Genomic DNA, 12,449 nt, shown 5'->3' on the forward strand with positions numbered 1-12,449 from the left:
GACCGTGGGAGCACCCGTGAAGACGTCGCAGGCCTCCGACGAGGCGATCGCCGAACTCCTGCGCGAGTGGGCGCCGCGGCAGCGGTGGTTCGCGCACAAGGGCGTCGCGACGCACGTCGTGCGCCTGGAGCGCACCCCCTTGGACGAGGGCGGCGTCGCCCAGCTCGTCGCGCTGACCGTGCGGGCCGGTGAGGGCGAGGACGCGCCCCGCACCGTCTACTCGGTGCCGATCTCGGTGCGCCCGGCGCCCGACGAGGCGCTGGCCGCCGCCCTCGTCGGGGAACTGCCCGACGTCGACGGCGCCCCGGCCTGGGTCTACGACGGCCCGCACGACCCGACGTGGACGCGGGCGCTGCTGACGCTGGTCGCCAGCGAGGAGGGCGCGGGCTCGCGCACGTTCGGCGTCCACGGGCACAGCGCCGAGGGCGGTCTGCCGGTGCCCGCCGGGCTGCGGACGAAGGTGCTCTCGGGCGAGCAGTCGAACACCTCGATCGTGGTGTCGGCCGACGAGGGCGAGGTGCCGCTCATCGCCAAGGTGTTCCGGGTGCTGTCCGCCGGCGACAACCCCGACGTGGTGGTGCAGACGGCGCTGGCCGACGCCGGGTGCGGGCGGGTGCCCCGCCCGGCCGGCTGGGTCGACGGGCAGTGGACCGGCCCGGACGGGACGGCCGCGCACGGCCACCTCGCGCACGTCACCGAGTTCCTGGCCGGTTCCCAGGACGCCTGGCGGGTGGCCACGGCCGCCGTGGCCGAGGGCCGCGACTTCTCCGCCGAGGCGGCCGAGCTGGGCCGCGCCACCGCCGAGGTGCACGCCGTGCTGGCCGCCGAGCTGCCCACGCAGCCGGCGACCCCCGAACGGCTCGCGGCGCTGGCCGACGGCCTGCTCGAACGGGTCGCCTGGGCCACGACGGCCGTCCCGCAGCTGCACGGGGTCGCGGCCGCGGCCCGGGAGCGCGTCGACGCCGTCCGGCACGTCACCGGCGCCCCGGACCTGCAGCGCGTGCACGGCGACTACCACCTGGGCCAGGTGCTGCACTCGGCCGCGCGCGGCTGGGTGCTGCTGGACTTCGAGGGCGAACCGCTGCGGCCGCTGGCCGAGCGCAGCCTGCCCGACCTGGCCCTGCGCGACGTCGCGGGCATGCTGCGGTCCTTCGACTACGCCGCCTCCACCGTCGCCGACCCCGGGTCGTGGGGGGCGGCGGCGCGCGCGGCGTTCCTCGACGGCTACGCGGCCGTCGCCGGGTCCGACCCGCGGGTGGGGCCGTCGGCGGTGCTGCTGGCCGCGCTCGAGCTCGACAAGGCCCTCTACGAGGTGGTGTACGAAGCGCGCAACCGGCCCGACTGGCTGCGCATCCCGCTGGACGCCGTCCACCGGCTGCTCTCCGACCCGTCCTGAGAGGCGGGTCCCCGACGATCACGGGAGACTCACACGCATGTCCGGTCACCCCCCCACCCCCCGCCCTGTGGACGCCGACGACCTGGCCCGGGTCGCTGCCGGGGCGCACTGGTCGCCGCACTCGGTCCTCGGGGCGCACACGCACGACGACGCGGTGACGTACCGCGTCCTGAAGCCGTTCGCCTCCTCCGTGACCGTCGTCACCGAGGACGGCGGCCGCGTCGGGCTGGTGCACGAGTACGACGGCGTCTGGGCCGGGGTGCTGCCCGGCGGGACCGTCGGCGACTACCGCGTCGAGGTGACCTACCCGGACGCCGAGCCGGTGCTGCTGGACGACCCGTACCGGTTCCTGCCCACCGTCGGCGAGGTCGACCTGCACCTCATCGGCGAGGGCCGGCACGAGGAGCTGTGGAACGTCCTGGGCTCGCACGTGCGGCACTGGCAGGGCCCGATGGGCCCGGTCGACGGCACGTCGTTCGCGGTGTGGGCGCCCAACGCCCGCGCGGTCCGCGTCGTCGGCGACCACAACCACTGGAACGGCCGGGGCGAGGCCATGCGGACGCTGGGCTCCTCCGGGGTCTGGGAGCTGTTCCTGCCCGGCGTCGGGGCCGGTTCCCGGTACAAGTACGAGATCCTCGGCGCGGACGGGCACTGGCGGCAGAAGGCCGACCCGATGGCCCGGTTCAGCGAGGTCCCGCCCGCGACGGCCTCGGTCGTCACGGAGTCGTCCTACCAGTGGCAGGACGACGAGTGGATGCAGCAGCGGGCTGCCACGGTCGCCCAGGACGGGCCGGTCTCCATCTACGAGGTCCACCTCGGGTCGTGGCGGCAGGGGCTGTCCTACACCGACCTCGCCACCGAGCTGGTGGAGTACGTCAAGGACGCCGGGTTCACCCACGTGGAGTTCCTGCCCGTCATGGAGCACCCCTTCGGCGGGTCGTGGGGCTACCAGGTCACGGGGTACTTCGCGCCGACCTCGCGGTTCGGGACCCCCGACGAGCTGCGGCACCTCATCGACGCCCTGCACCGGGCCGGGATCGGCGTCATCATCGACTGGGTCCCCGGGCACTTCCCCAAGGACGAGTTCGCCCTGGCGAAGTTCGACGGGACGGCGCTGTACGAGCACCCGGACCCGCGCCTGGGCGAGCACATGGACTGGGGCACGTACATCCCCAACTTCGGGCGCAGCGAGGTCCGCAACTTCCTCGTGGCGTCCGGGCTGTACTGGCTGGAGGAGTTCCACGCCGACGGCCTGCGCGTCGACGCCGTCGCCTCGATGCTGTACCTCGACTACTCCCGCAACGAGGGCGAGTGGGTGCCCAACCGCTACGGCGGCCGGGAGAACCTGGAGGCGATCGCCTTCCTCCAGGAGGCCAACGCCACCGCCTACAAGCGCACCCCCGGCATCATGATGATCGCCGAGGAGTCCACCGCCTACCCGGGCGTCACGGCCCCCACCGACGCCGGCGGGCTCGGGTTCGGGCTGAAGTGGAACATGGGCTGGATGCACGACTCGCTGGCGTACACCGCCGAGGACCCGGTGAACCGGCGGTACCACCACCACCAGATCACCTTCAGCCTCGTCTACGCCTTCAGCGAGAACTTCTGCCTACCGATCTCGCACGACGAGGTCGTGCACGGCAAGGGGTCCCTGCTGCGCAAGATGCCCGGCGACCGGTGGCAGCAGCTCGCGAACGTCCGCGCGTACCTGGCGTTCATGTGGTCCCACCCCGGCAAGCAGCTGCTGTTCATGGGGTCCGAGCTCGGTCAGGAGGCCGAGTGGTCCGAGGCGCGCTCGCTGGACTGGTGGCTGCTGGACACCCCGTGGCACCAGGGCCTGCACCACCTGGTGAGTCGGCTGAACGCCGTGTACAAGGCGCAGCCGGAGCTGTGGTCGGACGACTTCAGCGCGAGCGGCTTCGAGTGGATCGACGGCAGCGACGACACGCGCAACATCGTCTCGTTCGTCCGGTGGAGCACCGACCGGAAACCGCTGGTGGCGGTCTGCAACTTCTCCGGTGCGGCGTACGAGGACTTCCGCGTCGGGCTGCCCCAGCCGGGGCCGTGGCGGGAGCTCCTCAACACCGACGCCCCCGAGTTCGGCGGGTCCGGGGTCGTGAACACCGGGACCCTCGCCGGGGAGGACACGCCGTGGAACGGGCAGCGGTTCTCCACCGGGCTGCGGGTCCCGCCGCTGGGCGTGACCTGGCTCGTCCCGGCCTGACCCCCCTCCCCGGAGAAGGCCCCCACCGCGTGCGGTGGGGGCCTTCGCCGTGTCCGCTCACCGGCGGGGCGCGAGTCCCTCCCCCAGCGCGACGGGGCCGCCGTCGGTGCCGCGGACGCGCAGCACGTACCCCGGTCCCCCCGCCTCCGGCGGGCCGAAGCCGAGGAGGTCCAGCGCCGGCCCGACCGTGGTCCCCGGGTGCGGCGTGGTGCCCCAGTCGATGAGGAACGGCACGTCGGGGCGCCCGGGCCGGGCGCGGGTCAGCCGCCAGCTCAGCAGCGTCCCGTCCGGCGTCCGGCGGGACATCGCCTCCACCGGGCCGGGGTCGTCGCCGCGCGCGCGCCACGCCGCGACCGTCGCGTCGAGGTCGGCCGGGTGCACCGCGTACGTGACCACCCGCGGGCCGGTCAGCTCCGCGATGCCGAAGATCGCCGGTTCGACGGTGCCGTCGGGGTCGGGGCCGATGAGCTCGACGTAGTGCGGGCGGCGCTCCCCCGCGACGGTCAGCGCGACCAGCGCGTTGGCGGTGCCCGCGCCGGGGTGCACCCCGCCGGGGGCGGCGGTGACGCCGGTGGCGTCGGCGAACCGGGCGACGAGCTCCCCGAGGTCCGGGCCGGCGACGACGACGTGGTCGAGCAGCGGCGGGAAGCTCACGCGGCGCCGCCCCGCCGGGAGGTGGGGACCTCCGGTTCCCCGAGGGAGAGCATCAGGCGGTTGGCCCAGTTGAAGAACGCGGCCCCGTTGACGACGTCGACGATCTCGGCGTCGTCCAGCCCCGCCGCGCGCAGCCGCTCGACGTCGGCGGCGCCGAACGCGAGCGGGGTCTCGGCCAAGTGCACCGAGGCGGCCACGACGGCGTTCCACCGCTCGTCGCCCAAGTCGGCGTGCACGCCCTCGTCGAGCAGGCGCTGCACGTCGTCCCGGCGACCGGACTCGCGGGTGGCGGCCGCGGCGTGGACGGAGGCGCAGAAGACGCACCCGTTGTGCCGGGAGGTGGCCGCGGCGGCCAGTTCCCGCTCGGCGCGGCCGACCCCGCCGTCGGTGTTGAAGAAGATGTCCAGGTCGGTCAGCGTGCGGGCGCGCAGCGCCTCGGGGTCGCGGGCCAGCAGGCGGAAGTACGGCATCGCCGCCCGGGACGGCTCGACCAGCGCCTCGCGCTGGACGTCGGTGAGGTCGGCCTCGGCGACGGGCCGCAGCCACGGCACCCACCCCAGGCCCTGCTGGGTGAACGCCTCCGGGCGGTGCAGGTCGGGGTGCTCGGTGACCACGTCGGCGTCGGCGGCGGCGGGGAGCGTGTCGGTCATCGGGTGGCCTCCGTGGCGGTGGCGGGGTGGGACTGCAGGACGGACAGGCCCCACGCCGTGCGCAGCTGGAAGCTGAGGAACGCGACGAGCTGGGAGAGGCTGACGACGTGGTCGGCGCTCCACCCCGCCTCGACGAGCGCGCGCAGCGCCGCCGGGCTCGCCTCGCGCGGGCGGAACACCAGCAGGTGGGTGTGGGCCAGGGCCGCGCTCAGCCGCGTCCCCAGCGCCGCCGCGAGCGCCGCGTCGGGCACCCAGGCGGTGGTGGGTGCGCTCTCGGCGGCCAGTCCCGGTTCGCGGTAGGTGCCGACGGGGCCGGTGGCGGCGGCGGCGCTCGCGGCGTCCTCCACCCCGTCCAGGAGGGTGTCGTCGGCCTGGTCGGCGAGCAGGTCGGCGTAGAAGGCGGCGGCCCGGTCGAAACCGTGGAGCCGGGCGGCGAACAGGGCGACGGCGTAGCGCTCGGCGTGGGTGAACTCCCCCGCCTCGGCCGGTTCGAGCAGGGCCTCGAAGCTGCGCTGGGCGTTCTCGCGCGCCTGGGGGCGCTGGTCGCGGGTGCGGGCCAGGGGGCTGCCGGGGGCGATGCCGGCCAGGAGGTCGATGACGTCGGCGGCCGGGGCCGTCGCTGGGGTGCTCACGCGGTTCCTCCGGGGGTGGGGACGAGGGCGGGTTCGGGGTCGTGGGCGTGGCGCAGCGCGGTGGCCGCGTCGGGGCCGGTGGCCCAGCCCAGCCGCGGGGCGACGGCGGTGCCGAGCAGTTCGAGGCTGCGCAGGGTGAGGTCGTGGGTGGCGGCGATGGAGTGGACCTGGAACGTGACGTCGGTCGCGACCTCCAGGGTGCGGTCGGCGGCCAGGGAGGCCGTCACCTCCTCGACGGTGCCGACGTGGGTGTCGGTGACGGCGACGAGGTCGTCGAGGCCGAGGTGGTCGGCGTCGACGCCGAGGAACGTCGCGGCCAGGCGGCGCAGCCCGTCCTCGGCCAGTTCCAGGGCGCGGGTGCGGTCCTCCTCGTCGACGACGAGCGCGGTGCGTGAGGCCAGGACCCGGACGGGGGCCCCCGGGGGCAGCGCGCTCAGGTGGGCCTCGACGATCGGGAGCTGCACGTCGTGCAGCGGTACCCCGGCGGGGCGCGGCTGGGTGCGCGACAGCATCAGGCCGTGGCCCGCGGCCCCGGCGCGCCGAGCTCCGGCGATGGAGAACGTGCCCTGCCAGACCCGGTCGGCCAGGGTGCCCGCCGCCGGGTACAGGTGGGCGCCGGTACCGCGGATCCCGTTGCCCCGCAGGGCGTCGAGGAAGACGGCGAGGTGGTCGTCGAAGAGGTCGCGCCGGCGGCCGGCCTCGCGCGCGAACGGGGCGAAGGAGCTGTCGGTGCCGCCGGAGGCGACGCCGAGCTGGACGCGGCCGCCGGACAGGGCGTCCAGGACGGCGGCGTCCTCGGCGGCGCGGACGGGGTCGTCGATCGGCAGGGTGACCACGCCGGTGCCGAGCGCGATGCGGGTGGTGCGCTCGGCGGCGGCGGCGAGCAGCACGAACGGCGACGGGAGACCGCCCTCGTGCTCGCCGAAGTGGTGCTGGGCGACCCAGGCCGAGGCGAAGCCGTGGCGCTCGGCCTGCTGGACCTGCTCCAGCGCGAAGCGGTACCGGTCGGGGGCGGGGGCCGCTTCGAGCAGGCGGGTGAAGAACCCCGGGCGGGGGGTGGTGGGCGCGGTCACCGTCGGGCCTCCTCGGTGGGGACGTGCTGGCGGGGGACGGCGCGGCGGGACCGGCCCGCGCCGGGGACCGCGTCGAGCAGTTCGCGGGTGTACGGGTGCTGCGGGTCGGCGAAGACGTCCCGCACCGGGCCGGACTCGACCTGCCGGCCGCGGCGCAGGACCGAGACGGTGTCGGCGACCTGCCGGACGACCGCGAGGTCGTGGGAGATGAAGACGTAGGTCAGGCCCAGGTCGGCCTGCAACCGGGCCAGCAGGCGCAGCACCTGCGCTTGCACGCTCACGTCGAGGGCGGAGACGGCCTCGTCGAGGACGACGAGGTCGGGTTCGAGGACCAGGGCGCGGGCGATGGCGACCCGCTGGCGCTGCCCGCCGGACAGCTCCCGCGGCCGGCGGCCGGCGACGTCGGCGGGCAGCCCGACGACCTCGAGCTGGTGGGCGACCCGATCGCGGCGCTCGGCGGCGTCGCCGATCCGGTAGTTCAGCAGCGGCTCGGCGACGATGGCCCCCACCTCCAGGCGGGGGTCCAGCGAGGCGTACGGGTTCTGGTGGACCAGCTGGGCGGTGCGGCGGTAGGCGCGCGCGGCCCGGGAGGTGGGGCGCCCGCCGAGGGCGGTGACGTCGGTGCCGCCGACGAGGACGGTGCCGGCGGTGGGCCGCCCGAACCCGGCCAGCGCGCGCCCGGTGGTCGTCTTGCCCGAACCGGACTCCCCCACCAGGGCGTGGGTGGTGCCGCGCGCGACGGTGAAGGAGACGCCGTCGACGGCCACCAGGGGGTCGGCCCCGCGGCGGCGGAACTCCTGCCGCAGCCCCTCGACCCGCACGAGCGGCGGCCCGTCGCCGGGGTCGACGGGGTCGCGGTCCACGACGCGGGTCAGCGAGGGGGCGTCGGCCAGCAGGGCCCGCGTGTACTCCGCGCGCGGGCGGGCCAGCACGTCGGCCGTGGCGCCGGCCTCCTGGACGGTCCCGCGGCGCAGGACGACGACCGCGTCGGACCGCTCGGCGGCCACGGCGAGGTCGTGGGTGATGAGCAGGACGCCGGTGCCGGTGGCCGCGCGCAGGTCGTCGAGCAGGTCCAGGACGGTGGCCTGGACGGTCACGTCGAGGGCGCTGGTGGGTTCGTCGGCGATGAGGAGCTCGGGTTCGAGGGCGAGGGCGGCGGCGATGAGGACGCGCTGGCGCATGCCGCCGGACAGCTCGTGCGGGTGCTGCCGGGCCCGCCGGGCGGGGTCGTCGATGCCGACGCGCTCGAGCAGGTCCAGGACGCGGGCCCGGGTGGCCCGCCGGTCGCGCGCGCCGTGGATGCGCAGGCCCGCGGCCACGCTGGCCCCGATGGTCGCGACGGGGTTCAGGGAGTTGCCCGGGTCCTGCGGGACCAGGCCGATCCGGCGCCCGCGCACCGCCCGCAGCTCCCGCTCGGACAGGGCCAGCAGGTCCTCCCCGCGCAGGTCGACCCGGCCGCCGCTGACGCGGCCGTTGCCGGCGAGCAGGCCGATGACGGCCTGCGCGACGCTGGACTTGCCCGAGCCGGACTCCCCCACCAGGGCGGTGACCCGGCCCGGTTCGACGTCGAGGGACACCCCGTCGACGGCGCGGACGGCGCCGCGGGCGGTGGTGTAGTCCACGCGCAGGTCGCGCACGCTCAGCAGGGTGGTCACGCCACGCTCCCCCGGATCGACTGGCTGAGGCGGTTGGTGGCCAGCACGACGGCGACGACCACGACCCCGGGCAGGACGGTCAGCCACCAGGCGGTGGCGACGTAGTTGCGGCCCTCGGCGATGAGCAGGCCCCACTCCGGGGTGGGCGGCGGGGCGCCGTAGCCGAGGAAGCCGAGGGTGGAGATCTGCAGGACGGCCGAGCCGAGCTGCAGGGCCGCCAGCGCCACGACGGGGGTCAGGGAGTTCGGCAGGACGTGCCGGCGCAGGACCGCGCCGAAGGTGCCGCCGGAGCCGTAGGCGGCCTCGACGTACTCGCTGACGCGCACCCGCACGACCTCGGCGCGGGCGAGGCGGGCGAAGACGGCGATGGAGGTGACGCCCACGGCGACGGCGGCGTTGGTGGTGCCGAAGCCGAGCAGGATGACGACGCTGAGGGACAGCAGCAGGCCGGGGACGGCGAGCAGGACGTCGACCAGGCGCATGAGGACGTCGTCGACCGCGCCGCCCAGCGACCCGGCGAGGACACCGGTCAGGGTGCCGGCGACGAAGCCGACGAGGACGGCCACGACGGCGCCGAGGATCGAGTGCGAGGCCCCGTGGACGACGCGGGTGAACACGTCGCGCCCGGTGGCGTCGGTGCCGAACCAGTGCTCGGCGCTGGGGGCCTGCAGCGACGGGGCGACCGTCGCGGTGGGGCTGCCGGGGGCGAACAGGCCCGGCACCAGCGCCCACGCCAGGGCGAGCAGGACGACGGCGGCGGGGACCAGGACCCCCACCGGGACCCGGCGCCGGGGGCGGCGCGGGCGGTCGGGGGCCGGGGCGGGGAGGGTGGTGGCGCTCATCGGGCTGCTCCGGTGCGCAGGCGCGCGTCGAGGACGGGGTAGAGCAGGTCGACGACGAGGTTGACGACCACGTAGGCCACCGTGGACAGGACCACCACGGCCAGCAGGACGGGGGTGTCGCGGTTGGCGACGGCCTGGGCGGTGAGCTGCCCGATGCCGGCGCGCCCGAAGACGGCCTCGGTGACCACCGCGCCGCCGACGAGCTCGCCGAACAGCAGCCCGGCCATCGTCAGCGCGGGCAGGACGGCGTTGCGGCTGACGTCGTGCCACAGCAGCCAGCCGGTGCCGGCGCCGCGGGCGCGCACCACGGGGACGAACGGCATCCGCACGACGTCGTCGATGCTGCGCATCAGGACCTGCGCCAGCGGCGCGGCGATCGGCACCGCGATGGTGAGGACCGGCAGGACCAGCGCCTCGACGGGGCCGGCGCCGATGACGGGCACCAGGCCGAGGCGGAAGGACAGGACCTGGATGAGCAGGATGCCGATCCAGAACACCGGCAGGGACACGAACAGCGGCGGGAGGTTGCGGAACGCCCGGCGCAGCCAGCGGACCCGGCCGTGGGTGGCGGTGACGGCGATGACCACGGCCAGGACGACCGCGACGGCCAGTCCCAGCGCGGCCAGCACCAGGGTGGGCGGCAGGGCGGCGGCGACGAGGGTGGAGACCGCGGCCCCGCTCTGCACCGAGTACCCCAGGTCCCCGCCGAGGAAGGCCCACGCGGACTCGGCGAACCGCACCGGCAGGGGCCGGTCGGCCCCGTAGGCGGCGCGGATCTCGGCCAGCTGCTCGGGGGACAACCCCAGTTCGGGGCTGCCGAAGCGGGCCAGGACGGCGTCGCCGGGCAGCGCGGCGAGCAGCACGTAGGTCAGCGCGTAGGCCAGCACCAGGACGACGACGGCCTGGCCGGCGCGCCGCAGCACGTACGTCACCGCCGTCCTCCCGGTGCGCCGGTCCGGTGCGGGGTGCTCACCGGTCCAGCCACGTCGCGTGGAACAGCGGCCGGCCCACCGACTCGGTCGCGAAACCCTGCACGTCGGAGCGGAACCCGAACACCTGCGGTTCCTCGAAGAGCGGGACGACGTAGGCCTGCTCGGCCAGCCGGCGCTGCGCGGCCTCGGAGGCGGCCTGGCGCCCGGCGGCGGTGGGCTCGGAGGCGACGGCGTTCAGCAGGGCGTCGAGCTCGGGGTCGCCGAGGGAGCCGTCGGTGGTGTCCAGGTTCAGCAGGGTGTTGCGGTTCTTGGAGAAGAACTGCGACTTCAGGACGTCGAAGTCGGCCCGCCCGACCATGGAGTGGTACACCTGCACGGTCTCGGGGTCCAGGGAGGCCGCGGTCTGCGCGGCCTGGTCGCCGGGGAACAGGTCGACGCGGACGCCGAGGTCGGCCAGCTGCTCCTGGACGAGGGTGACGACCTCCTTCGAGCGCGGCTGCGGCAGCGCCTCGTTGAACGTGATCGCCAGCGGCACGCCGTCCTTCTCGCGGACGCCGTCGGGGCCCGGGGTCCAGCCGGCCCCGTCGAGCAGCCGCTTCGCCGCGGCCGGGTCGTACCGGTACTCCTGCGAGGTGTCGACGTACCCGAGCGCCGACTTCGCGAGGACCCCGGTGGCCAGCACGTAGCTGTCGCTGAACAGGGTGTCGATGACGGCCTGCCGGTCGATCCCGGCGACGATGGCCTGCCGGACGGCGAGGTCCTGCAGCTGGGGGGTGCGGAACCGGAAGCTGAACCCGTTGTTGACGCCGTTGGTGGCGGCGGCCAGCAGCGCCAGGCCGTCGGCGCGGAACTGCGCCTCGTCGGGGGCCTCGATCTGGCGGGCGACGTCGGCCTGGCCGGCGACGACGGTGCCGACGCGGACGCTGTCCTCCCCGGCCACGACGACGTCGATGCCGTCGAGGTAGGCGCGGCCCTGGCGGGGGCGCGACGGCGGCGCCCAGGCGTAGTCCTCGCGCGCCACCAGGGAGATCCGGGTGCCGACCTCCTCGGAGTCGATCACGAACGGCCCGGAGCCGACGACGGTCGCGGCGCTGCCGGGACCGAAGCCCTCGCTGTCCTGCTGCAGGGTGGACGTCGCGAGCAGACCGGAGTTGATGGTGGACACGGCCTGCGCGAAACCCGGTGCGGGAGCGGTGAAGTGGAACCGGACGGTGCGCTCGTCGACGACCTCGCCGCGGTCGTAGTTGTTGATGGCCTCCGACACCGTCAGGGCCCTGGCGGGGTCGCCCTTGCCGAACAGGTCGAGGTTGGCGACGACGTTGGCCGCGTCCAGCGGGGACCCGTCGGAGTAGGTGACGCCCTCGCGCAGCGTGAACGTGTACTGGGTGGCGTCGGCGTTCACCTCTGGCAGGGCGACCGCGATCCACGGTTCCAGCTCGAGGGTCTGCGGGTTCTGCCACAGCAGCCGGTCGGTGATGTTGTTGACGATCCCCCCGTTGGGGTAGAACCCCGCGGCCGGCGGGTACAGCGTGGTCCACGTCTGCGGTTCGAGGTAGGTGAGCTTGCCGCCGGCCTTCGGCTCCCCCGCCGGTTCCTGGTTCCCCGAGGCCCCCGAGGAGCAGCCGGCGAGGAGACCGCCGAGGGCGGCGGCGGCCGCGGCGGCGAGGGTGGTGCGGCGACGGACGAGCATGGTGGGCTCCAACGGTGGGGCGCCCGGTCTCCTGGCGCGCAGGACCGGGTCGACGGTGGGGGTGTGCGGGGACGCGACGGCCGGGGGACGTCACGAACGGGGAGCGGGTCCGCGGCGGGGCTGCGCCACGGGTCGCCTCACCGGCGGCCCGGGCACGGTGCGGCCGTGCCCCGGGTCGTGCCCCGCGGAGGGGGTCAGCGCCGGTGGGCGTGGGGGGTCAGGAACAGAACGTGGCGCCGCAGCGGCAGTAGTCGATGTGGCGACGGCGCGAGGCGAAGAACCCCCGGGCGCAACTGCTCGACAACGTTCCTCCATCGGTTCTGGCGGAAGCACCCACGCCCGCTCGCGCGGAGGGTTGCTGCGGAGTCACGGAGCCAGATCTCTCAGCCGCTCTGGATGGGTGTGCGCGGGTCACGATGCCGGACGGGTTCGGCGCGTGTCAACACGCGCGACGGTCCCCGCGCGGGGCCACCCGCCGGGGTCGGCGCGGCGGCGGCGTCGGGCCGGGCCGTCGCGAGGGTCCGGAGGAGCCGGTCGGCGGTCGCGGGACGCGGTCCCCCGCGCCGTGGGCGCGGGACGGGACCCGGTCGGCGAGGCGGGCCGGGCGGTGCGGGTCCACCGGTCGTCGACGCTGACGACCGGGTGCCCCGCACGCGCCCGTCGGCCCCGCGACGGCACGGTCGCGGCCCGGGCGGATCACC

General features: G+C 75.6%; 10 protein-coding genes and 1 riboswitch. Of the genes, 2 read left to right on the top strand and 8 right to left on the bottom strand.

Annotated elements, in window-relative coordinates; all coding sequences use genetic code 11:
* Positions 1-16: 16 nt before the first annotated feature.
* Positions 17-1,396 (top strand): maltokinase N-terminal cap-like domain-containing protein, encoded by a 1,380-nt coding sequence (locus ACRYM6_RS04290; protein ID WP_432541410.1) that lies wholly within the window; start codon positions 17-19, stop codon positions 1,394-1,396.
* Positions 1,397-1,433: 37 nt separating this feature from the next.
* Complete coding sequence (glgB, locus tag ACRYM6_RS04295; RefSeq protein WP_432541412.1) at positions 1,434-3,620, top strand: 1,4-alpha-glucan branching protein GlgB; 2,187 nt, start codon at positions 1,434-1,436, stop codon at positions 3,618-3,620.
* A gap of 57 nt (positions 3,621-3,677) precedes the next feature.
* Here the strand turns inward: glgB and ACRYM6_RS04300 are convergent, their stop codons facing one another.
* From ACRYM6_RS04300 to ACRYM6_RS04335, 8 genes are read right to left on the bottom strand one after another with little or no spacing between them, the layout of a single operon-like run.
* A complete protein-coding gene (locus tag ACRYM6_RS04300) occupies positions 3,678-4,274 on the bottom strand; it encodes a VOC family protein (RefSeq protein WP_432541413.1) in 597 nt (198 codons plus the stop codon).
* Positions 4,271-4,924: an alkylhydroperoxidase domain protein gene (locus tag ACRYM6_RS04305; RefSeq protein ID WP_432541415.1), complete on the bottom strand. Its 654-nt coding sequence runs from the start codon at positions 4,922-4,924 to the stop codon at positions 4,271-4,273. The genes ACRYM6_RS04300 and ACRYM6_RS04305 overlap by 4 nt, the downstream gene beginning before the upstream one ends.
* On the bottom strand, positions 4,921-5,556 hold the full coding sequence (locus ACRYM6_RS04310; protein ID WP_432541417.1) for a CMD domain protein: 636 nt from the start codon (positions 5,554-5,556) through the stop codon (positions 4,921-4,923). Before ACRYM6_RS04310 ends, ACRYM6_RS04305 begins: the two co-directional genes overlap by 4 nt.
* Positions 5,553-6,629, bottom strand: a complete 1,077-nt coding sequence (locus ACRYM6_RS04315; RefSeq protein ID WP_432541418.1) for a putative FMN-dependent luciferase-like monooxygenase — start codon at positions 6,627-6,629, stop codon at positions 5,553-5,555. The genes ACRYM6_RS04310 and ACRYM6_RS04315 overlap by 4 nt, the downstream gene beginning before the upstream one ends.
* On the bottom strand, positions 6,626-8,284 hold the full coding sequence (locus ACRYM6_RS04320; RefSeq protein ID WP_432541420.1) for a dipeptide ABC transporter ATP-binding protein: 1,659 nt from the start codon (positions 8,282-8,284) through the stop codon (positions 6,626-6,628). The genes ACRYM6_RS04315 and ACRYM6_RS04320 overlap by 4 nt, the downstream gene beginning before the upstream one ends.
* Entirely contained in the window at positions 8,281-9,126 is an 846-nt protein-coding gene (locus ACRYM6_RS04325; RefSeq protein ID WP_432541422.1) for an ABC transporter permease, read from the bottom strand. The genes ACRYM6_RS04320 and ACRYM6_RS04325 overlap by 4 nt, the downstream gene beginning before the upstream one ends.
* Entirely contained in the window at positions 9,123-10,058 is a 936-nt protein-coding gene (locus ACRYM6_RS04330) for an ABC transporter permease (protein WP_432541424.1), read from the bottom strand. The genes ACRYM6_RS04325 and ACRYM6_RS04330 overlap by 4 nt, the downstream gene beginning before the upstream one ends.
* Positions 10,059-10,095: 37 nt before the next feature.
* Positions 10,096-11,748, bottom strand: a complete 1,653-nt coding sequence (locus ACRYM6_RS04335; protein ID WP_432541425.1) for a TIGR04028 family ABC transporter substrate-binding protein — start codon at positions 11,746-11,748, stop codon at positions 10,096-10,098.
* A 308-nt stretch (positions 11,749-12,056) separates the two neighbouring features.
* Positions 12,057-12,151: riboswitch (SAM riboswitch) on the bottom strand.
* Between the last annotated feature and the right edge of the window lie 298 nt (positions 12,152-12,449).

Source organism: Kineococcus rugosus (assembly GCF_050871975.1).
In the GTDB taxonomy this organism is placed as follows: domain Bacteria; phylum Actinomycetota; class Actinomycetes; order Actinomycetales; family Kineococcaceae; genus Kineococcus.